The 19,092-nt window shown below is 65.6% G+C and carries 21 protein-coding genes; 15 read left to right on the plus strand and 6 right to left on the minus strand.

Annotated elements, in window-relative coordinates; genetic code table 11:
• Positions 1-89 precede the first annotated feature (89 nt).
• The 10 genes from LQ952_RS03835 to LQ952_RS03880 all read left to right on the plus strand — a co-directional run bounded on the left by LQ952_RS03835 (position 90) and on the right by LQ952_RS03880 (position 10,175).
• A complete protein-coding gene (locus LQ952_RS03835; protein ID WP_238621338.1) occupies positions 90-2,273 on the plus strand; it encodes an LPS-assembly protein LptD in 2,184 nt (727 codons plus the stop codon).
• On the plus strand, positions 2,257-3,606 hold the full coding sequence (locus LQ952_RS03840; RefSeq protein WP_238621339.1) for a peptidylprolyl isomerase: 1,350 nt from the start codon (positions 2,257-2,259) through the stop codon (positions 3,604-3,606). Before LQ952_RS03835 ends, LQ952_RS03840 begins: the two co-directional genes overlap by 17 nt.
• Positions 3,606-4,604 (plus strand): 4-hydroxythreonine-4-phosphate dehydrogenase PdxA, encoded by a 999-nt coding sequence (pdxA, locus tag LQ952_RS03845; protein WP_238621340.1) that lies wholly within the window; start codon positions 3,606-3,608, stop codon positions 4,602-4,604. Before LQ952_RS03840 ends, pdxA begins: the two co-directional genes overlap by 1 nt.
• Positions 4,605-4,627: 23 nt before the next feature.
• Positions 4,628-4,957, plus strand: a complete 330-nt coding sequence (locus LQ952_RS03850) for a DUF4156 domain-containing protein (RefSeq protein ID WP_238621341.1) — start codon at positions 4,628-4,630, stop codon at positions 4,955-4,957.
• A gap of 26 nt (positions 4,958-4,983) precedes the next feature.
• Complete coding sequence (gene rsmA / locus LQ952_RS03855; RefSeq protein ID WP_238621342.1) at positions 4,984-5,775, plus strand: 16S rRNA (adenine(1518)-N(6)/adenine(1519)-N(6))-dimethyltransferase RsmA; 792 nt, start codon at positions 4,984-4,986, stop codon at positions 5,773-5,775.
• Between the two features lie 54 nt (positions 5,776-5,829).
• Positions 5,830-6,954, plus strand: a complete 1,125-nt coding sequence (gene tal, locus LQ952_RS03860; protein WP_238621343.1) for a transaldolase — start codon at positions 5,830-5,832, stop codon at positions 6,952-6,954.
• Positions 6,955-7,123: 169 nt separating this feature from the next.
• Positions 7,124-8,131: a glucokinase gene (gene glk / locus LQ952_RS03865; protein ID WP_238621344.1), complete on the plus strand. Its 1,008-nt coding sequence runs from the start codon at positions 7,124-7,126 to the stop codon at positions 8,129-8,131.
• An 89-nt stretch (positions 8,132-8,220) separates the two neighbouring features.
• Positions 8,221-8,604 (plus strand): Co2+/Mg2+ efflux protein ApaG, encoded by a 384-nt coding sequence (apaG, locus tag LQ952_RS03870; protein ID WP_238621345.1) that lies wholly within the window; start codon positions 8,221-8,223, stop codon positions 8,602-8,604.
• A gap of 122 nt (positions 8,605-8,726) precedes the next feature.
• On the plus strand, positions 8,727-9,326 hold the full coding sequence (locus LQ952_RS03875) for a class I SAM-dependent methyltransferase (protein ID WP_238621346.1): 600 nt from the start codon (positions 8,727-8,729) through the stop codon (positions 9,324-9,326).
• A 9-nt stretch (positions 9,327-9,335) separates the two neighbouring features.
• On the plus strand, positions 9,336-10,175 hold the full coding sequence (locus LQ952_RS03880) for a symmetrical bis(5'-nucleosyl)-tetraphosphatase (RefSeq protein WP_238621347.1): 840 nt from the start codon (positions 9,336-9,338) through the stop codon (positions 10,173-10,175).
• Positions 10,176-10,186: 11 nt separating this feature from the next.
• Here LQ952_RS03880 and LQ952_RS03885 read toward each other — a convergent pair whose 3' ends face one another.
• From LQ952_RS03885 to LQ952_RS03900, 4 genes are read right to left on the minus strand one after another with little or no spacing between them, the layout of a single operon-like run.
• Positions 10,187-10,726, minus strand: a complete 540-nt coding sequence (locus LQ952_RS03885; RefSeq protein ID WP_238621348.1) for a phosphatase PAP2 family protein — start codon at positions 10,724-10,726, stop codon at positions 10,187-10,189.
• Positions 10,717-11,949 (minus strand): glycosyltransferase family 4 protein, encoded by a 1,233-nt coding sequence (locus LQ952_RS03890; RefSeq protein ID WP_238621349.1) that lies wholly within the window; start codon positions 11,947-11,949, stop codon positions 10,717-10,719. The genes LQ952_RS03885 and LQ952_RS03890 overlap by 10 nt, the downstream gene beginning before the upstream one ends.
• Positions 11,946-12,716 carry a lysophospholipid acyltransferase family protein gene (locus LQ952_RS03895; protein ID WP_238621350.1) on the minus strand — a complete coding sequence of 257 codons (771 nt, stop codon included), beginning with the start codon at positions 12,714-12,716 and terminating at the stop codon, positions 11,946-11,948. The genes LQ952_RS03890 and LQ952_RS03895 overlap by 4 nt, the downstream gene beginning before the upstream one ends.
• Positions 12,691-13,500 (minus strand): GNAT family N-acetyltransferase, encoded by an 810-nt coding sequence (locus LQ952_RS03900; RefSeq protein WP_430733387.1) that lies wholly within the window; start codon positions 13,498-13,500, stop codon positions 12,691-12,693. The genes LQ952_RS03895 and LQ952_RS03900 overlap by 26 nt, the downstream gene beginning before the upstream one ends.
• A 146-nt stretch (positions 13,501-13,646) precedes the next feature.
• On the opposite strand from LQ952_RS03900, the gene LQ952_RS03905 reads away from it, so the two are divergent.
• From LQ952_RS03905 to LQ952_RS03920, 4 genes are read left to right on the plus strand one after another with little or no spacing between them, the layout of a single operon-like run.
• Positions 13,647-14,849: a class I SAM-dependent rRNA methyltransferase gene (locus LQ952_RS03905; protein WP_238621352.1), complete on the plus strand. Its 1,203-nt coding sequence runs from the start codon at positions 13,647-13,649 to the stop codon at positions 14,847-14,849.
• A gap of 19 nt (positions 14,850-14,868) precedes the next feature.
• The gene (gene lgt, locus LQ952_RS03910) at positions 14,869-15,666 is read left to right on the plus strand and encodes a prolipoprotein diacylglyceryl transferase (protein WP_238621353.1); all 798 of its coding nucleotides are present in this window, start codon (positions 14,869-14,871) and stop codon (positions 15,664-15,666) included.
• Positions 15,659-16,492 carry a thymidylate synthase gene (locus LQ952_RS03915; RefSeq protein ID WP_238621354.1) on the plus strand — a complete coding sequence of 278 codons (834 nt, stop codon included), beginning with the start codon at positions 15,659-15,661 and terminating at the stop codon, positions 16,490-16,492. The genes lgt and LQ952_RS03915 overlap by 8 nt, the downstream gene beginning before the upstream one ends.
• Positions 16,489-16,989 carry a dihydrofolate reductase gene (locus LQ952_RS03920; protein WP_274521502.1) on the plus strand — a complete coding sequence of 167 codons (501 nt, stop codon included), beginning with the start codon at positions 16,489-16,491 and terminating at the stop codon, positions 16,987-16,989. Before LQ952_RS03915 ends, LQ952_RS03920 begins: the two co-directional genes overlap by 4 nt.
• Before the next feature lie 4 nt (positions 16,990-16,993).
• On the opposite strand, the gene znuB is transcribed toward LQ952_RS03920, so the two are convergent.
• On the minus strand, positions 16,994-17,806 hold the full coding sequence (gene znuB, locus LQ952_RS03925) for a zinc ABC transporter permease subunit ZnuB (RefSeq protein ID WP_238621355.1): 813 nt from the start codon (positions 17,804-17,806) through the stop codon (positions 16,994-16,996).
• Positions 17,799-18,641 carry a zinc ABC transporter ATP-binding protein ZnuC gene (gene znuC / locus LQ952_RS03930; protein WP_238621356.1) on the minus strand — a complete coding sequence of 281 codons (843 nt, stop codon included), beginning with the start codon at positions 18,639-18,641 and terminating at the stop codon, positions 17,799-17,801. Before znuC ends, znuB begins: the two co-directional genes overlap by 8 nt.
• Before the next feature lie 83 nt (positions 18,642-18,724).
• Between znuC and LQ952_RS03935 the strand changes: the two genes are divergently transcribed.
• Positions 18,725-19,092 (plus strand): metal ABC transporter solute-binding protein, Zn/Mn family (locus LQ952_RS03935; RefSeq protein ID WP_238621357.1); only part of this gene is annotated, 368 nt, incomplete at its 3' end.

The following is a 19,092-nucleotide window of genomic DNA, read 5'->3' on the forward strand; positions in this document are numbered from 1 at the left end:
GTCTCCCCGGTCCCCATGCATTCCAGCGCAATTCATCTAGGCACCACGCCACCCGGCCTCTTCCCGGTGGTTCAGGCGCACCAGCGCGCATGAACCCTCGCAAGCTTCTCTCCTGCTGCCTGCTCATGACCTGCTGCGTCACCACGGTCCAGGCGAATGACTGGTCCCTGTGCCGCTACCAGCCGGAATCCCTGGAGTACCCGTTCCCCCGGGACGATCAGACCCGCTTCTTCGCCGACAGCGCCTTCATTGACCGGGACGGGATCTCCCGCCTGGAGGGCAACGTCGCGCTCTATGACCAGGGCCGCATGCTGCGGGCGGATCGCATCACCTACGAGGAAAGTCGATCCTTCCTGGAAACCGAAGGCAATGTGCGTTTTCAGACCGATACGGGACTCTTTTTCGAAAGCCCGGGCGGTTTTCTGCATCTGGACACGGAGACCGGCCGTTTCGAGCATGCCCGCTACCGCTTTGACCCCCGTCATGCCCGGGGTGAAGCGAAGGCACTGGAACCCCGCGGTCACAACACGCTGTATCTTCAGGAGGCCACTTACACCACCTGCGACCCCGGCCGGGACCACTGGCTGCTCAGTGCGCGCCATGTACAGCTGAATCAGGACAGTGGCCAAGGCACGGCCAGGGGCGTCCTCCTGCGCTTTCAGGGGGTGCCCCTGTTCTATACGCCGTGGATCACCTTTCCCATCGATGATCGCCGCAAGTCCGGCCTGCTGCCACCCAGCTTCGGGACCTCGGACAACACCGGCGCGGATCTGCTGATCCCGTTCTATCTGAACCTGGCCCCCCACCGGGATGCCACCCTGGGCCTGCGCCTGATGGACAGCCGGGGCGCCATGCTGATGTCCGAGTTCCGCTACCTGAACCCCAGCAACCGAGGCCGGATCCAGCTGGATTACCTGCCCAACGACACGAGCTATGGCGAAGACCGCACCCTGGTGGCCTGGGACCACCACTGGCGCATCAGTCCCCGGCTGCACTTTCACACAACGGGCAGCGACGTCTCGGACGACCGCTACTTCCGCGACCTGGGTGACTCCCTGGACGATACCAGCATCACCCATCTGGAACGGCGGGCGGACCTTGTCTACGCCGGCCAGGGCTGGACGCTGCTGGGGCGGGTGCAGGATTTCCAGATCGTGGACGAGACCCTCTCCAGCACCAGCCGTCCCTACAAACGGCTGCCCCAGCTGCTCTACCAGGGCCGCTGGCCCTGGCAGGCGGGTGGATTCGACTATCGCCTGCGCGCCGAATGGGTCGCCTTCGAGCGGGATGACAGCGTCACCGCCCGGCGCACGGATCTGATGCCGGAGATCAGCCGCCCCATGCACGGGGCCGCCTGGTTCGTAACCCCGAGCCTGAAATACCGCGTCACCCATTATGACCTGGACGACCAGCCCGCCGATGTCGACAGCAACCTGACCCGAGCGCTGCCCATCGCCAGCCTGGATGCCGGACTATTCCTGGAACGCCCGCTGGAAAGCGGGAACATCCAGACCCTGGAGCCGCGGTTGTACTATCTCTACACCCCCCGCCGGGATCAGGATGACATCCCTTTGTTCGATACCGCCCAGTTCGATTTCAGCTTTGATCAGCTGTTTCGGGATCATCGCTTCAGCGGCCCGGACCGGGTCGCCGATGCCGATCAGCTCACTACGGGCCTCACCACCCGCATCATCGACGGCCGCTCCGGCGAGGAACGTCTGCGGGTCAGCCTGGGGCAGATCCACTACTTTGATGATCGTCGCGTGACCCTGCGCGAGGAAGGCCGCGCCGAAACCGCCGACAGTTCCTCCATGGTCGCCGAAATGGCGGCGCGCCTGGGGGATCGCTGGCGCACCCGCGCCGGCGCCCAATGGGACCCGCGACGGGAACAAATGGAGCGTTCTTCCGCTCTTCTGCAATACCGGGTGGATGGACGCCGCGTGATCAACCTGAGTCACCGTTACCGGGAAGACCTCCTGGAACAGGCCGATCTCTCGTTTGCCTGGCCCCTGTCCCGTCACTGGGACGTGGTGGGGCGCTGGGCCTACAGCCTGGAGGATAACCGGGACCTGGAAGTCCTGGCAGGCCTGGAATATAAGAGCTGCTGCTGGGCCTTCCGCCTCGTCTCCCGCCGTTACCTCAACGACGGCGCCCGGGATGAGTACAATGACGGCATTTATTTTCAACTTATCCTCAAAGGGCTCGGCAGTCTGGGCACCGGCCTGGGTGACCTGCTGAGCGAGGGCGTGCTGGGTTATGAAACTGATTACTAGACTGCTGATACTCGTGGCGCTGACCTGGTCCTTGGGCATCGGCGCCCAGACACCCTCACCGGAAGACGGGCGACTGATGGACCGGATCATCGCCGTGGTGGAAGAAGACGTCATCATGCAGAGCGAACTGCAACAGCGCATGGATGAGATCGGGCAGCAACTGGCGGCCCGTGACGGGCAGGCCCCGCCGCGTGATGCGCTGGTGCGCCCGGTGCTGGACCGCCTGATCCTGGAGCGCCTGCAATTGCAGGAAGCGCGCCGCATCGGCATCCGCATCGACGACATCACCCTCAATAACGCAATGGAGAACATCGCCCGGGAAAACCGCATGACCCTGACCGAGTTCCGTGACCGGCTGGTGGCCGACGGCATGGATTTTCCGGCCTTCCGGGAACAGATCCGCAATGAACTGGCCATCTCGCAGCTACGCCGCCGGCAGGTGGACAGCCGCATCCAGGTCAGCGAACAGGAGATCGACGACCTGATTGCCAGCGAAAGCGGTGCCATCGACAGGGACGTGGAATACCGCCTGCTGCATCTGCTGATTTCCCTCCCCGAAGGGGCAACCCCCGACAGGATCCAGGCGGCCCGGGAACAGGCCCGGAAGATCCGCGAGGAAGCTGCCACCGGGGCCGACTTCACCGCCCTGGCCCTGCGGGAATCCGCCGGCCGGCACGCCCTGGACGGCGGTGACCTGGGCTGGCGCAGCGCCGCCCAGGTCCCCACCCTGTTCGCCCGGCACGTGGTGCTGATGCGGGAAGGCGAAGTCAGCGAGGTCATCCGCTCTCCCTCCGGATTCCACATCATCAAACTGGCGGAGCGGCGGGGCGGCACCCGTACCCAGGTCCGTCAGACCCAGGTGCGCCATATCCTCATCACGCCCACCGAAGTGCTGAGCAACGATGAGGCCTTCGAGCGCCTCTCCAGCCTGCGCAGCCGCATCGAAGACGGCGCCGACTTCGCTGAACTGGCCCGTGCCCATTCCGACGATCGGGGCAGCGCCCTGCGGGGCGGCGAACTGGGCTGGACCGACCCGGGTGACCTGGTACCCCAGTTCGAGGACGTCATGAACCGGCTGCCGCCGGGACGCATCAGTGAACCCTTCCGCTCCCCATTCGGCTGGCACATCCTGGAGGTGCTGGAACGACGGGATCACGACAGCTCCCGGGAGCTGATGCGTGCCCAGGCTCGGGAGATCATCCGGGACCGCAAGCGGGACGACGAACTGGAACTGTGGCTGCGCCGACTGCGGGACGAGTCCTTTGTGGAACTGCGCCTGGACGCTCGTAACCCGGGGGATCCGACGGCCCTGATCAGCCCGCGGGGACGATAATGACTCGTCCCATACCCCGTATCGCCATCACCCCGGGGGAGCCGGCGGGCATCGGACCGGATCTGGTGGCCATGCTGGCCCAGCAACCCTGTCCGGCCCAGCGGATCGTGATCGCGGATCCCCTGGTGCTGCAGGATCGGGCCGCGGATCTGGGACTGCCTCTGACCCTCACGCCCTTTGACCCGGACAGCCCACCCCACACCGATCGCGCGGGTTGCCTGAGCATCGTCGGTGATTGCCAGGTGGCCCACCCCGTCAGGGCCGGTCATCTCGATCCGGCCAACGGGGACTATGTGCTGCAGACCCTGCGTCGGGCGGCCGACGGCTGCCTGGCCGGCACCTTCGATGCCCTGGTCACGGGCCCTGTACACAAGGGCGTCATCAATACCGCCGGCATCCCCTTCACCGGCCACACGGAATTCCTGGCGGAACGCTGCCGAGCCCCCATGCCGGTGATGCTGCTGGCCGCCGGTGAGTTGCGGGTCGCCCTGGTCACCACCCATCTGCCCCTGTCCAGGGTGGCCGCCGCCATCACGCCGGCACGACTCCTGAGCGTGCTGCGAGTACTGCACCAGGACCTGCGCGAGCAGTTCGGGTTGGCCCGACCCCGCATCCTGGTCTGCGGCCTCAACCCCCATGCGGGCGAAGGGGGCCACCTGGGAGACGAGGAGATCCGGATCATCACCCCGGTGCTGGAACAGCTGCGCACCGAGGGCATGGATCTGCGCGGCCCCCTGCCCGCCGACACCCTGTTCACCGACCGCTATCTGCGCGAGGCGGACGCGGTGCTGGCCATGTATCATGACCAGGGACTGCCGGTACTCAAGCACGCGGGCTTTGGCCGGGCCGTGAACATCACCCTGGGGCTGCCCATCATCCGCACCTCGGTAGACCATGGCACCGCCCTGGAACTGGCCGGTACCGGCCGGGCCGAAGTCGGCAGCTTCCTTGAGGCCCTGTCCCTGGCCATCCACCTATCCTTGCAAAGAGCATCCTGACCATCCGTCCCGAGGAATCACCCATGTCCCGAGCCATGCGCATCGGCACCCTGTCCCTACTCAGCCTGGCCCTGATGCTGGGCGGCTGTACCTTCGTCAAGCTCACTCCCGGCGGTGAACGGGTCCGTATCCTGGATGCCCGGGATGTGACCCAGTGCGAGCGGGTCGGCAACACCTCCGCCACGGTGGCCGAGCAGGTGGGCATCTTCAAGCGTCCCCCGGAAAAGCTGGCCCAGGAAGTGGACCATGCCGCCCGCAATGCCGCCGCCGAGATGGGCGGTGATACCCTGGTCCCCCGCGGTCCCCTGCGGGAAGGGCGACGGGGCTATGACGTCTATCGCTGCATCCGCTGACAGACCCTCCGGAGACCCCGCGCCCAGTGGAACACGCCCCCAGAAAACGTTTCGGCCAGCATTTCCTGCATGACCCCGGTGTCATCCGGCGCATCGTCGGGGCCATCGATCCCTGTCCGGGGCAGACCTTGCTGGAGATCGGTCCCGGCACGGGCGCCATCACCCGACCCGTGCTGGAACGCTGTCGGCAACTGCATGTGGTGGAACTGGACCGGGATCTGATTCCCCGTCTGCAAACGGAGTATGCCGATGCCGGTGAGCTCATCGTGCACGCCGCCGATGCCCTGAAGTTCGATGTCGGCGCAGTGCCGGTGCCCACCGGCCGCAAGCTGCGGGTGATCGGCAACCTGCCCTACAACATCTCCACGCCCCTGATCTTTCACCTGCTGAAGTGGGCCGACGGCATCCAGGACATGCACTTCCTGCTGCAAAAGGAGGTGGTGGATCGGCTGACTGCCCGTCCCGGCACGGCCGAATACGGGCGGCTGGGGATCATGGTGCAGTATCGCTGCCGGACCGAATCCCTGTTCCATGTCGGCCCGGGGGCCTTCCGCCCCCCGCCGCGGGTTGATTCCGCCGTGGTCAGGCTGATGCCCTGGGATACCCTGCCCTACCCGGCCCGGGACGAAGCCCTGTTTGCCGCCCTGGTCCACCAGGGCTTCACCCGCCGGCGCAAGACCCTGCGCAACGCCCTGCAGGGCCTGGCGGATCCCACCGCCATGACGGCGGTGGACATCGACCCCGCCCGACGCCCGGAAACCCTGTCAGTGGAAGAGTTCGTCCGTCTGGCCAATCAGGTGGCCGAGACCCATACTTAAGCCGGTCCCCATGTGGGGTTACAATGTATTTTTTCCGCCATCGGCGAGGACACAATGGCAGAACACAATCCGCTGCTTCGCTTGAGAGAATTGGGCCAGAGCGTCTGGTACGACTATATCCGCAGTGACCTCATGGCCTCCGGGGAACTGGATCGCCTGATCCGGGAGGACGGCCTGGGCGGCCTGACCTCCAACCCCGCCATTTTCGATAAGGCCATCACCGGCAGCGACCTCTATGACACCGCAATCCGGGAATGTCTGGCGCAGTCTCCGGACCTGACCACCAAAGGCCTGTTCTACCAGCTTGCCATCCGCGACCTGCAGGCCGCCGCCGATGCCTTTGCCGAGACCTACCGGCGCACCGGGGGGCGTGACGGCTTCGTCAGCCTGGAAGTCTCTCCGGAGCTGGCCTTCGACGCCGAGAGCACCGTGCGCGAAGCCCTGGAGCTGCATGCCCGGCTGGATCGTCCCAATCTCATGATCAAGGTACCCGGCACCTTGCCCGGCCTGGCCGCCATCGAGCAGCTCACTGCCGCCGGCGTCAATGTCAACGTCACCCTGCTGTTCTCCGTCACCCGCTATCAGGCGGTGCTGGAGTCCTTCCTCAAGGGCCTGGAGACTCGCCTGGAGCGGGGCGAACCCGTGGCCTCCATTGCCTCGGTGGCCAGCTTCTTCGTCAGCCGGGTGGATACCGCCCTGGACACGCTCCTGGAAGAGCGTATCCGCGAGGGCCGCCCGGTGGAACACATGCAGGGCCTGCTGGCCATTGCCAATGCCAGGCTGGCCTATGCCCATTTCCAGCAGGTCTGCGGCAGCGAACGCTGGCAGCGTCTGGTTCGGGCCGGGGCCCAGCCCCAGCGGCTGCTGTGGGCCAGCACCGGCACCAAGAACCCGGATTACAGCGATGTGCTCTACGTGGACTCGCTGATCGGCCCGGAAACGGTGAACACCCTGCCGCCGGCTACCTATGACGCCTTCCGGGATCACGGCACCCCGGCCCAGACCCTGAGCGAAGGACAGGAACAGGCCCGCGCCCTGATCCAGGGTCTGCCCGATCTGGGTATCGACCTGGAGAGCGTCACCGACCGTCTGGAGGCCGAGGGCGTTCAGGCTTTTGCCGACGCCTTCGCCCACCTGATCCAGGGCCTGGAAGACAAGCGCCGCCGCCTGGCGGCCTGAGGAACCATAGCCTGAAACTCCTGAAAGACACGGAAGAGGCATTTTGGCAGTCCCTTTCCGTCACTCCCGCGAAGGCGGGAGCCCAGGGGTTTCAGTACGTAACTGGATTCCCGCCTTCGCGGGAACGACGGGTTCATAACTGACTCACGGCATTCCCAAGGAGACGATCGTGGACGTTCTGGCGGGAGATATCGGAGGCACCAAGACCCTGCTCATGCTGGCCAAAGTGGAAGACGGCCGGCTGATCCCCGGGGAGATCCGGCGCTACACCAGTGCCGACTACCCCGGACTGGCGCCCATGGTCCGGACCTTCCTGGCGGATCAGGGTACCGGCGTACCGATCAGCGCCGCCTTCGCCCTGGCCGGCCCGGTCGCCCGCCGGGATGACGGCCAGCAGGCCCGCCTCACCAACCTGCCCTGGCAACTGGACTCCCGGCAATTGGCCCGGGACCTGGGCCTGCCCCGGGTCACCCTGGTCAACGACTTCGAGGGCATCGCCCACAGCCTGGACGACCTGCCCGCCGACAGCCTGCATGGACTGCAGCAAGCGGACAGGGATCCGGACGGAGTGCGCCTGGTGGTGGGGGCGGGAACCGGCCTTGGGGTGTGCATCGTCTGTCCCGGCCGGTCCGGGCGGCTCATACCCACCGAGGCGGGTCACGGCGAGCTGGCACCCGCCGATGCCCGCCAGTCCCGCCTGTGGGCCGCCGTCACACGGCAGGAAGGGCGCTGCAGCCGGGAGCACCTGCTCAGTGGCCGAGGGATTAACCGCATTGCCCGTTTCCTCATCAGCGAAGGCCCTCAAAGGCCGGGCAAGGTCCTGGCCGAGGCCATGACGCAACCGGACCCGGCCCCCGAACTCACCCGGCTCGCCCTGGCGGGCAGCGATCCCCTGGCCGTGGAGACCCTGTCCCTGTTCTGCAGCCTCTATGGGGGGCAGACGGGTGATCTGGCCCTGGGCTGTCTGCCCTTCGGCGGGGTCTATATTGGCGGCGGTATCGCGCCGCGCATCCTGCCTCTGCTGGATGCCGGGGGCTTCATGACGGCCTTTTGCCACAAACCGCCCATGACCCACCTGCTGGAGCGGATGTCGGTTCAGGTCATCACCGATCCCCGGTCGGGACTACTGGGTGCCGCCCGCCTGGCCGCCCTGCAGATCACCCAAGACCGCGGCTAAGACCCGCTCCGGGCTACAACTTCCCACGGGAATCCGGCAAGATACCGTTTCTTGCCAGGCGCCCCTTCCAGGCCACCGGAGACAACCCCATGCCGGAAAGCAGCGACCACCACATCCAGGTCGAGGTCAACTGCAGTTACGTGGAATCCCAGTCCGACCCCATGCACGGCCGCTTCGTGTTTGCTTACACGATCACCCTGCGCAACCTGGGCACCCAGGGCGCCAAGCTCCTCAACCGCCACTGGATCATCCACGACTCCAACGGCAAGGTGCAGGAGGTGCGGGGCGAAGGGGTCGTAGGCGAACAACCCCACCTCAACCCCGGCCAGGGTTTTCAGTACACCAGCGGCGCCATGATCGAGACCCCGGTGGGCACCATGCACGGCACCTACCGGATGGTCGCCGACGACGGCACCCGGTTCGAGGCCGTCATTCCCACCTTCACCCTGTCCGTGCCCAGGGTGCTGCACTGAATAAATCCGACCTGGGTCAAGCCTGCAAACCCCTACTTTAGACAGGGGCTTGGTCACTGATTACAATCGTGAGCACTGGAAAATAACCCTGTAAGACTCATCCACAACCACGGGCTAACCTCATGCGCATCCCTTACACCCTCTGGGCACCCATCTACGATCGACTGATTGAAAAACCTTCAACAGGCATCAGACAGCACAGCCTGGAGCGTTTGGGCGACGTGGAAGGTCGATCCATCCTGCTGGTGGGCGTGGGCACCGGGCTGGATTTTCCCTTCCTGCCCCAGGGCGCCCATTACACCGGCGTGGACCTGACCCCGGCCATGCTCAAGAAGGCGACCGAACGCGCCCAGTCCCTGAACCTGGGCATCGAGCTGCATGAGGGCAACGCCATGGCCCTGCCCTACGAGGATGCCCAGTTCGACGTGGTGGTCATGCACAATATCCTGGCGGTCGTCCCCAATGCCGGCAAGGCGCTGACCGAAGCCACCCGCGTGCTCAAGCCCGGTGGCCGGATCCTGATCCTGGACAAGTTCCTCAAGCCCGGTGAAAGCGCTCCCTTCCGCCGTCTGCTGGGCCTGGTGTCCCAGTTCCTGGCCACCCGCACCGACGTGGTGTTCGAGAACCTGATGAAAAAGCGCACCGACCTGACCCTGCTGGAAGACAGTCCGGCGATGCTGCGCGGCTGGTTCCGTCACATCCTGCTGGAAAAGAAGGCCTGACCCCGCTGCATGGCACTGTATGCCGTCGGCGACCTGCAAGGCTGTCTTGACCCGCTGAAACGGCTCCTGGACCGGGTGCGATTCGACCCGGCCCGGGATCGGCTGTGGCTGGTGGGGGATCTGGTCAACCGGGGGCCGGATTCCCTGGGCTGCCTGCGGTTCGTACGGGATCTGGGGAAAGCGGCGGAGACGGTGCTGGGCAACCACGACCTGCACCTGCTGGCCATCCACGCCGGACTGCACAAACCCCGGCGCCGGGACACCGTCCAGCCCATCCTCGACAGCCCCGATCGAGAAGAACTCATGAACTGGCTGCGGCGGCGGCCGATCCTGCACCATGACGCTGCGGCCGGCTGGACCATGGTCCATGCCGGACTGCCCCCCCAGTGGGACCTGGCCACGGCCCTGGCTTGCGCCGACGAACTGCACCAGGTGCTGCAAGGCCCCGACTACCGTACCCTGTTACAGCGGATGTACGGTGACCAGCCCGCCCGCTGGGACCCGGCCCTGTCCGGCTGGTCCCGCCTGCGTTTCATCACCAACTGTTTCACCCGCCTGCGCTACTGCACCCGGGACGGCGCGCTGGATATGGATCACAAGGGCGCCCCGGGCACCCAACCAGCCGGTCTGCTGCCCTGGTTCCAGGTACCGGGCCGGGCCAGTACCGACCTGAGGCTGGTGGTGGGCCACTGGTCCACCATCGGCTGTCGTTACGAACAACAGGTCCTCACCTTGGACACCGGCTGCGTCTGGGGCGGCCAAATGACCCTGGCCCGTCTGGATACCCTCACGCCGGAGATTGTCCAGCAGGACTGCCGGACCCATCGGACGCACTCGCCGATCACCTGACCCATCGCGGGCTACAGGGGCACCACACCCCCCATCCACCACAGACTGCCCAGGGCCACGGCAGCGCCGATGGCGGCACCGGCCAGCACATCGGTGGGATAATGCAACCCCAGCACCAGACGGGACAGGGCCACCATCAGGGTGAAGGGCAGCACCAGCCAGGCCCAGACCGGTAACCAGGCCAGCAGTACCACGGTGAAGGCCACCGCATGCAGGGTATGGCCGGAAGGAAAGCTGAACCGGTCCAGCGGCGCCACGTTCAGGCTGATGTCGCGGCTGTGCCGGAAGGGCCGATCCCGCCCTGTGGTTGCCTTCAGGATCTTGTAGATAGGCAGGCACAAAAGCCCCACCAGGGCCATGTGCAGGCTCACATGGAGGGCCTGCATGCCGTGGATCAGGGGCAGGCAGAGCATCAGGGTGTACCAGAAGACCCCGTCCCCCAGCCGGCTGACCACCGCAAATACCCGGTTGATAAGCCGCCGATGCCCCATGCGGTTGAAGACCAGGCAGACCGGAATCTCCGCGTCCGTCACTCGCTGAATCAGTCCCATGTTGACCTCTCTTGAGCACACTCGAAAAACAGCGCTTCCAGCCGATCATGGATGCAGCGCCAGTCCACCGACTCGGCCACGACTCGGGCCTGTTCGCCCAGGCCCCGGATCCGTGCGGGATCGGTGATCAGTTCCCGTGCCAGACCGACGAACCGGTCCCGGTCATTGAGGGGCGGCAGCAGTCCGCTCTCACCGTGGCGCAGATGCTCCCGCGGCGCTGCATAATCAAAAGCCACCACCGCCAGCCCCGAGGCCATGGCCTCCAGGACCACGTTGCCGAAGGTGTCAGAGGTGGAGGGAAACAAAAAGATGTCACCACTGGCATAGTGACGGGCCAGATCTTCCCCGGTCCGGGTGCCCACCAGGATCAGGTCCGGGTGCAGGCGCCGCAGTTCCGCGGCCTCGGGGCCGTCCCCCACCAGGATGAAGCGGGCCCGGGGCTGGTGGGACTGCATGGCCCGGAAGGCCTCCACCGCCAGGGACAGATTCTTCTCCGCCGCCAGACGCCCCACATGGATCACCGCGGGATCGGCGTCTTCCAGCCCCCAGTCCCGACGCAGCGCAGGGTCCCGCCGGGTGGGATTGAAAAGTGCCGTATCCACCCCCCGGGCCAGTACTTTGCAATTCCGGTATCCCTGCGCCGTCAACTGGGTGCGCAAGGACTCGGTCGGCACCAGGGTGCAGCGGGTCCGGTTATGGAAGCGGCGGAGAAAATGACCGATGGCAGGCTCCAGAAACCCCACCCCGTAGTACCGGCTGTAGCTGTGAAAATTGGTATGAAAACCGCTGATCACCGGGATCTTGAGGTGCCTGGCGGCGGCCACTGCGGACCCCCCCAGGGGGCCTTCCGTGGCCACATAGATCACGTCGGGCGGATGCTCGTGCCAGACATCCAGGATCGCACCCCGGGCCGGTAGTCCAAAATGCAATCCCTTGTAGCCCGGGACGGGAAGACCGGCCGTCGCCTGTTCCCGCAACGGTCCCTGTTCACCACCGACATCCCCGCGGTACTGGCGGGGACGAATGAGATGGACCTGATGCCCTCGCGCCAGCATGCCCTGCACCATGTGATGCAGGGTATGGGCAACGCCGTTGATCTCCGGAGGATAGGTTTCGGTCACCACGGCGATATGCAGCCGGGGCGCCTCATCGCCATCGGCATGGGACCCCTGGGTGAAAATCCGGTCCCAGTTCAGGGATGAGGCGCGCCCGGCGGCGTTCATGAGGGAGAATCTCCTTCGAGAGGGGGCGGGAGGCCGTCATGGAACGCCTCCCTGACGGCCGCTTCGGCCGCCCGGGACAACCCGCGACGATCCGTACCATCGACAGGGATCGGCGGCATGAAACTGAGCGCCACGTCCACCCGCGGCATGGCCAGCAGGCGCAGGGCATGGGTGAGGAAATGCTGGTTATCCACGAAGGCCGCCGCATGATCCGCCGGGGGCAGGTAGCGGATGGACACCGGCTGTACCGGGCAGCCCGCGCTCTGGGCGGCCTGGAACAAGCGGGGATGAAAACGTCGTACCTCCTTGCCCGGGGTGGTCGTCCCTTCGGGAAACACGTGCACCGAGTGGCCGCGGCCCAGATGTTCGGCCATCTGATCGGAGACATGGGAGGCGGCACCCGAGACCCCGCGATGGATGAACAGGGTGCCGTTGCGGCCGGACAGCCAGCCGATCAAGGGCCAGCGCCGCACCTCGGACTTGGACAGGAAGCCCACCGGGGCATAGGCCCCCAGGACCGGGATATCCAGCCATGAAACATGGTTGGAGACGGACAGGACAGGTCCGGTGGACGGCTGACCACGCACCTGAATACGGACACCAAAAAGACGGCAGAAAACCCGGTACCACCACTGGATGGCACGCCGGAACCGCTGATCGGGCATCCCGGCCTCGTTGGGCCGCCCCAGCAGCAGGGTCAGGATCACGGCGATGAACAGATGGAGGATCAACGGGATCAACCTATAAATGCATCTGATGGCTTTCATGACAATCCGCGGATAAGGGTGTCCGCAGAAAATGCCGCCGGTAGCGCGCGGGCACAAGCCCTTCGTCCAGAAAAATGAACACGTCCGCCACGTTGAAGTCCGGATCCCAGCAGGGCTCGGCACCGATCCGCGCGCCCAGACGCAGATAGGCCTTGAGCAGGGGCGGCATGATCACGGCGCCCTCGCATCCCGCCACCTGCCGAGGTAACGGCAGGCGGGACCGAACCAGCAAGGTTTCCGGGTCCGGGTGACGGCCCTTGAGCCTTTCCATGATGGCGTGGGCCTGATGCCCGCCATCATGGAGTCCGATACTGGCGCAACCGATCAGATACCGGATGCGATGGGTGGCCATGAACCGCCCCAGTCCGGACCAGAGCACGGCGATGGCCGTACCACTGCGATAGTCGGGATGAACGCAGGTGCGGCCGATTTCCATGATCCGCCCGGGCAGACGATCCAGGCCGTCCAGTTCGAACTCGTTCTGAGAATAAAAGCCGCCGGCGAGGCGGGCCTCGGTGTCCTTGAGGATGCGGGTATAGGCCACCACGGCCCCGGTGTGGCCGTCACGGACCAGCAGGTGATGGCAGTAGCGGTCGTAGCGATCATGGTCCAGCCCCAGCAGGGCCGCCGCCGCGGGCAGGGTGGCCCCCATTTCCCGGGCAAAGATCTGATAACGCAGACGCTGGGATGCCAGCACGTCATCATCACAGGTGGCCAGGGACACACTCAAGCCGGGGCGCGGGACATTCCAGTCATCGGCTGCGGGCGTGTCGGCGGTCTGCATGGCCTTGTCATTATCCATCGTCATGGGGCCATGCTAGGGAGCGCGCCTTTCAGGGATGTGAAGACGTCGTGACGATTACGTGACCCAGGGCAGCGGCGTGATGCACGCGGACAACGGCTATAATGGGCGTTTTGCCGGAGCCTCCCATGGAAACCCTCGACTACGTCCCCCTGCGCCTCAAGAAAAACGAAGAACGGCGCCTGCTGGCCGGCCACGCCTGGATCTTCAGCAATGAGGTGGACGTGGAGGCCACGCCCATCCGCCCCCTGGAACCGGGACAGCCGGTGACGATCCAGGACAGCCGGGGCCGCACCCTGGGGACGGGCTACGCCAATCCCAATTCCCTCATCTGCGCCCGACTGGTGACCCGGGACGCGGATCACCCCTTCGGCCCTTCCCTGCTGGTCCACCGGCTCAAGGTGGCCCTGTCCCTGCGGGAGCGGCTGTTCGATGAACCCTTCTACCGACTGGTCCATGGCGAGAGCGACGGCCTGCCGGGCCTGGTGGTGGACCGCTACGGCGACGTGCTGGTGGCCCAGATCACCACCGCCGGCATGGAGCGCCTGCAGGATGCCCTGCTGAATGCCTTCGAGAAGGTCCTGCGCCCCAGCGCCGTGCTCTGGCGCAACGACAGTCCGGTGCGCAGTCTGGAAGGCCTGGGCCTCTATGTGCAGCCGGCCACCGGCCCCATCCCTGAGACCGTGGAGATCACCGAAAACGGCACTCGTTTCCGGGTCCCCCTGCTGGCGGGCCAGAAGACCGGGTGGTTCTATGACCAGCGGGACAACCGGGCCTGGCTACGGCGCCTCGCCACCGGGGCTCGGGTACTGGACCTGTTCAGCTATGCAGGAGGCTGGGGGATCCAGGCGGCCGTCCATGGGGCGGAACACGTCACCTGCGTAGACGCCTCCGCCGATGCCCTGGCCCAGGTGGAAGCCAATGCCCGCCTGAATCAGGTGGAAGAACGGGTGCAGACCCTGGCGGGGGATGCCTTCGAGGTGCTGCGTCAGCTGCGGGAGGAACGGGCACGGTTTGATCTGATCATTGTCGATCCGCCGGCCTTCATCAAGCGCCGCAAGGATCTGAAAGAAGGCACCACCGCCTACCGGCGCATCAATCAGATGGCCCTGCAGGTGCTGGCCCGGGACGGCTTTCTCATCGCCTGTTCCTGTTCCCAGCACATGGCGGCGGAGTCGCTGGAAAAACAGGTCTACGCCGCCGCCCGCCACGTGGACCGGCAGATGCAGATCCTGGCCCGCGGCGGCCAGGCCGGCGACCATCCCATCCACCCGGCCATGCCGGAGACGGCCTACCTCAAGGCGATTCTCTGTCGCTGCACCGGGCAGTAGCGTAGGTTAGAATCAGGGGATGACTCCCACACATCCTTTCATTGATCCCGTCGCCCTGAGCCTGGGGCCCCTGCAGATCCACTGGTACGGCCTCATGTACCTGCTGGGCTTTGCCGCCTTCTGGGCCCTGGGCTGGCTGCGGGCCGGCCGCCCCTGGAGCCCCCTGAACCGGGAGCAGGTCTCCGACCTGCTCTTCTACGGCGTCATCGGTGTCATCGTGGGGGGGCGGCTGGGCTATGTCCTGTTCTACAACCTGGACGCCCTGGCCGGCGATCCGTTGATGCTGATCCGGCTCTGGGAAGGCGGCATGAGCTTCCACGGCGGCCTGATCGGGGTGCTGGTCACCTGCTGGCTCTATGCCCGCAAGCTGGGCTGCCGCTTTTTGCAGCTCACCGACTTCGTCGCGCCCCTCATCCCTATCGGCCTGGGGGCCGGACGCATCGGCAACTGGATCAACGGCGAACTCTGGGGCAAGCCCACGGAGATGCCCTGGGGCATGATCTTCCCGGCCGCGGACATGCTGCCCCGTCACCCCACCCAGCTCTACCAGGCGGCCCTGGAGGGCCTGGCCCTGTTCCTGATCCTGTGGTTCTTCTCCCGGCGCTGGCGCCCGGTGGGGGCGGTCTCCGGCCTGTTCCTGGCGGGTTACGGGGTGTTCCGTTTCCTGGTGGAATTCTGGCGCCTGCCCGATGCCCATATCGGCTATCTTGCCTTCGGCTGGCTCACCCTGGGCCAGCTCCTCACCCTGCCCATGATTCTGGCCGGTGTCCTCATGCTGGCCTGGGCCCGGCGGCAGGAGAAAGCACGCCATGCATAGTTATCTTCAGCTCCTGCAACACCTGCTGGAACAGGGCACGGAGAAATCCGACCGCACCGGCACCGGCACCCGTTCCGTGTTCGGCCACCAGATGCGCTTCGATCTGGCCCGGGGCTTCCCCCTGGTGACCACCAAGAAGCTGCATCTGAAGTCCATCATTCATGAACTGCTCTGGTTCCTCAAAGGGCACACTGCCACCGCCTATCTGCAGGCCAACGGGGTACGTATCTGGGATGAGTGGGCTACGGAAGACGGCGATCTGGGACCGGTCTACGGCCGGCAGTGGCGGTCCTGGCCCCTGCCCGACGGCGGCCATGTGGACCAGATCAGCCGGCTGGTGGAACAGATCCGGACCCGCCCCGACTCCCGGCGCCTGATCGTGAGCGCCTGGAACGTGGCCGACCTGCCGGATGAAGGGGTCTCCCCCCAGGACAATGTCCGTGCCGGGCGCATGGCCCTGGCCCCCTGCCATTGTCTGTTCCAGTTCTATGTGGCCGACGGCAGGCTCTCCTGCCAGCTCTATCAGCGCAGCGCCGACATCTTCCTGGGAGTGCCGTTCAACATCGCCTCTTACGCCCTGCTCACCCTCATGGTGGCCCAGGTCACGGACCTGGAGCCGGGAGAGTTCATCCATACCTTCGGCGACGTGCACCTGTACCTGAACCACCTGGAACAGGCCCGGGAGCAGCTTGCCCGCGAACCCCACCCCCTGCCCCGGATGGTGCTGAACCCGGCAGTGAAATCCCTGTTCGACTTCCGTTACGAGGACTTCACCCTGCTGGATTACCAGGCCCATCCCCACATCAAGGCCCCGGTGTCCATATGACCGACTCCCAACCACTGCTCACCGCCGTGGTCGCCATGGACCGCAACCGGCTCATCGGCGCCGACAATCGCCTGCCCTGGCACCTGCCGGCGGATCTTGCCCACTTCAAGCGTCTGACCATGGGCGGGTGCATGCTCATGGGACGCAAGACCTTCGAATCCATCGGTCGGGCGCTGCCGGGGCGGCACAGCCTGGTGATGACCCGGGATACGGACTTCGAGGCCCCCGGCTGCACGGTGGTCCATGACCTGGAACAGGCCCTGGCGGCCGCCGGGCCGGTGGAGGAGATCTTCGTCATCGGCGGGGCGGACCTGTTCCGGCATCTACTGCCGCTGTGTCGACGGATGCATCTGACGGTGATCGAACATGAATTCGAAGGCGACACCTTCCTGGCCCAGCTCAATGAGACTTGGCAGGAGGTGGCCCGGGAAGCCCATGATGCCGACGACAAAAACCCCTATCCCTACACCTTCCTGACCCTGGAGCGCCGCCCCTAGCCGGCTACGACGGAGTACGGAGCCGACGCAGCAGGGCAATCCCCGGCAGACTGAAGATCACGGCAAACAGCAGCGCCGCCGCCACCACGATGGACGGCCCGGCGGGGGTATCCCAGGTCAGAGAACCCCACAGTCCGCCGGCCACGGCCAGACAACCGATCAGGGCGGCGAACAGGGCCATCTGCTCCGGTGTGGACGACAGCCGCCGCGCCGCCGCCGCGGGGATGATCATCAGCGAAGTGATCAGCAGGATGCCCACCACCTTCATGGCCACGGCAATGACCAGGGCCATGAGCAGCATGAAGCCCATGCTCACCAGAGTCACCCTCACCCCTTCCACCCGGGCCAGATCCTCATGCACGGTCATCGCCAGCAGGGGGCGCCACAAGGCCGCCAGCATCCCCAGGGCCAGTGCACCACCGATGAAGATCCCTATCAGGTCCTCATGGGACACGGCCAGGATATCGCCGAACAGGTAGGCCATCAGATCGATCCGGACCCCTTCCAGAAAGGCCACCGCCACCAGCCCCAGGGACAGGCTGCTGTGGGCCAGGATCCCCAGCACGGTGTCCGTGGCCAGCCGCCGCTGTCGCTGCAACAGCATGAGCACCAACGCCAGGGCTACACAGAGGATGATCACGGTCAAATTCACGTTCAGACCGATGAGAAAACCCAGCGCCACCCCCAGCAGGGCGGAATGGGCAAGGGTATCGCCGAAGTAGGCCATCCGGCGCCAGACCACGAAGGAGCCCAGCGGCCCCGCCACCACGGCTACGGCCATGCCGCCGATCAGGGCCCGGACAATGAAATCATCCATGGTGTTCGTGCTCCCCGGGCCCGTGGCAATCACACCCGGGCGGCCCGTCGAATTCCACCACGTCGCCATGCAGATCATGACGATGGTCATGGTGATGGGTGTACAGGGCCATTCCCGCCGGCATGGTCTTGCCGAACAGTTTGAGATAGGCGGGATCGCGGCTCACCACGTCCGGTTTGCCGGTACAGCACACATGCTGATTCAGACAGATCACCGAATCGGCGGCAGCCATGACCAGATGCAGTTCATGGGACACCATCAGCACCCCGCACCCATAACGGTCCCGCAGGCGGGCGATGAGCTGGAACACCTCCCCCTGCCCGGTCACATCGACCCCCTGGGCGGGCTCATCCAGCACCAGAAGGTGAGGTTCCCGCAGCAACGCGCGGGCCAGCAGGATGCGCTGCATCTCCCCGCCGGAAACCGACTGAACGGGCTGCTCCAGCAGATGGTCACAGCCCACTTCCCGCAACACCCGGGCCAGGCTGTCCCTGTCGAAACGTCCTCCCAGCCCCAGAAACCGGCGTACCGTGATGGGCAGGATCTCATCCACCTGGATACGCTGGGGCATGTACCCGATACGCAGTCCGGGGCGACGCAGGACCCGGCCGCTGGAGGGTGACACCAGCCCCAGCAACACCTTGAGCAGGGAGGTCTTGCCGGCACCATTGGGACCGATGAGGGTGACGATCCGGCCCGGTTGAACCATCATGTCCACGCCGTCCAGAATCCGCCGTCCACCCGCCGTCAGTGCCACCTGTCGGGCGGCCAGCAAGGCGCCATCGACAGGGCGGAGATCATCACGGGATCTGCTCAAACTGGAAAGACGGAACATGGCAACCGGATCCGGCGCAGAGAAAATATCAAAAGGATTGTTATAGTATTACATAACCACATCAGCCGAGGAGTCCATTCATCATGCGCAACCGCCGATTGCTTGCGGGCCTTGCGGCCCTGGTCCTGCTACTGCCCCTGTCGCTGCAGGCAACCCCTCGGGTCGTGGTCAGCATACCCCCGATCCACAATCTGGTCAGCGGGGTCATGGAGGGCGTGGCCGAGCCGGTGCTGCTGGTACCCGGCGGGGCCTCGCCCCATGACTACGCCCTGCGTCCTTCGGACATGCGGCACCTGCAGGCGGCCCAGGTAGTGATCTGGGTGGGCCGGGACCTGGAGGGTTTTCTGGAGCGGCCGTTGGCCAGACTGCCGGAATCCGTGACGAAAGTCACCCTGCTCAAGGACGCCGACCTGGTGCGTCATGCGCTGCGTGAGGGAGGGATCTGGGAACG

It is taken from the genome of Ectothiorhodospira lacustris (genome assembly GCF_022227785.1).
GTDB classification, from domain to species: domain Bacteria; phylum Pseudomonadota; class Gammaproteobacteria; order Ectothiorhodospirales; family Ectothiorhodospiraceae; genus Ectothiorhodospira; species Ectothiorhodospira lacustris.

Bases quoted from the DNA above. Each gene is read 5' to 3' on its own strand.
- LQ952_RS03835 (WP_238621338.1), top strand. From the start codon at position 90: ATGAACCCTCGCAAGCTTCTCTCCTGCTGCCTGCTCATGACCTGCTGC.
- LQ952_RS03840 (WP_238621339.1), top strand. From the start codon at position 2,257: ATGAAACTGATTACTAGACTGCTGATACTCGTGGCGCTGACCTGGTCC.
- pdxA (WP_238621340.1), top strand. From the start codon at position 3,606: ATGACTCGTCCCATACCCCGTATCGCCATCACCCCGGGGGAGCCGGCG.
- LQ952_RS03850 (WP_238621341.1), top strand. From the start codon at position 4,628: ATGTCCCGAGCCATGCGCATCGGCACCCTGTCCCTACTCAGCCTGGCC.
- tal (WP_238621343.1), top strand. From the start codon at position 5,830: ATGGCAGAACACAATCCGCTGCTTCGCTTGAGAGAATTGGGCCAGAGC.
- apaG (WP_238621345.1), top strand. From the start codon at position 8,221: ATGCCGGAAAGCAGCGACCACCACATCCAGGTCGAGGTCAACTGCAGT.
- LQ952_RS03875 (WP_238621346.1), top strand. From the start codon at position 8,727: ATGCGCATCCCTTACACCCTCTGGGCACCCATCTACGATCGACTGATT.
- LQ952_RS03880 (WP_238621347.1), top strand. From the start codon at position 9,336: ATGGCACTGTATGCCGTCGGCGACCTGCAAGGCTGTCTTGACCCGCTG.
- LQ952_RS03885 (WP_238621348.1), bottom strand. From the start codon at position 10,726: ATGGGACTGATTCAGCGAGTGACGGACGCGGAGATTCCGGTCTGCCTG.
- LQ952_RS03890 (WP_238621349.1), bottom strand. From the start codon at position 11,949: ATGAACGCCGCCGGGCGCGCCTCATCCCTGAACTGGGACCGGATTTTC.
- LQ952_RS03895 (WP_238621350.1), bottom strand. From the start codon at position 12,716: ATGAAAGCCATCAGATGCATTTATAGGTTGATCCCGTTGATCCTCCAT.
- LQ952_RS03900 (WP_430733387.1), bottom strand. From the start codon at position 13,500: ATGCAGACCGCCGACACGCCCGCAGCCGATGACTGGAATGTCCCGCGC.
- LQ952_RS03905 (WP_238621352.1), top strand. From the start codon at position 13,647: ATGGAAACCCTCGACTACGTCCCCCTGCGCCTCAAGAAAAACGAAGAA.
- lgt (WP_238621353.1), top strand. From the start codon at position 14,869: ATGACTCCCACACATCCTTTCATTGATCCCGTCGCCCTGAGCCTGGGG.
- LQ952_RS03915 (WP_238621354.1), top strand. From the start codon at position 15,659: ATGCATAGTTATCTTCAGCTCCTGCAACACCTGCTGGAACAGGGCACG.
- LQ952_RS03920 (WP_274521502.1), top strand. From the start codon at position 16,489: ATGACCGACTCCCAACCACTGCTCACCGCCGTGGTCGCCATGGACCGC.
- znuB (WP_238621355.1), bottom strand. From the start codon at position 17,806: ATGGATGATTTCATTGTCCGGGCCCTGATCGGCGGCATGGCCGTAGCC.
- znuC (WP_238621356.1), bottom strand. From the start codon at position 18,641: ATGTTCCGTCTTTCCAGTTTGAGCAGATCCCGTGATGATCTCCGCCCT.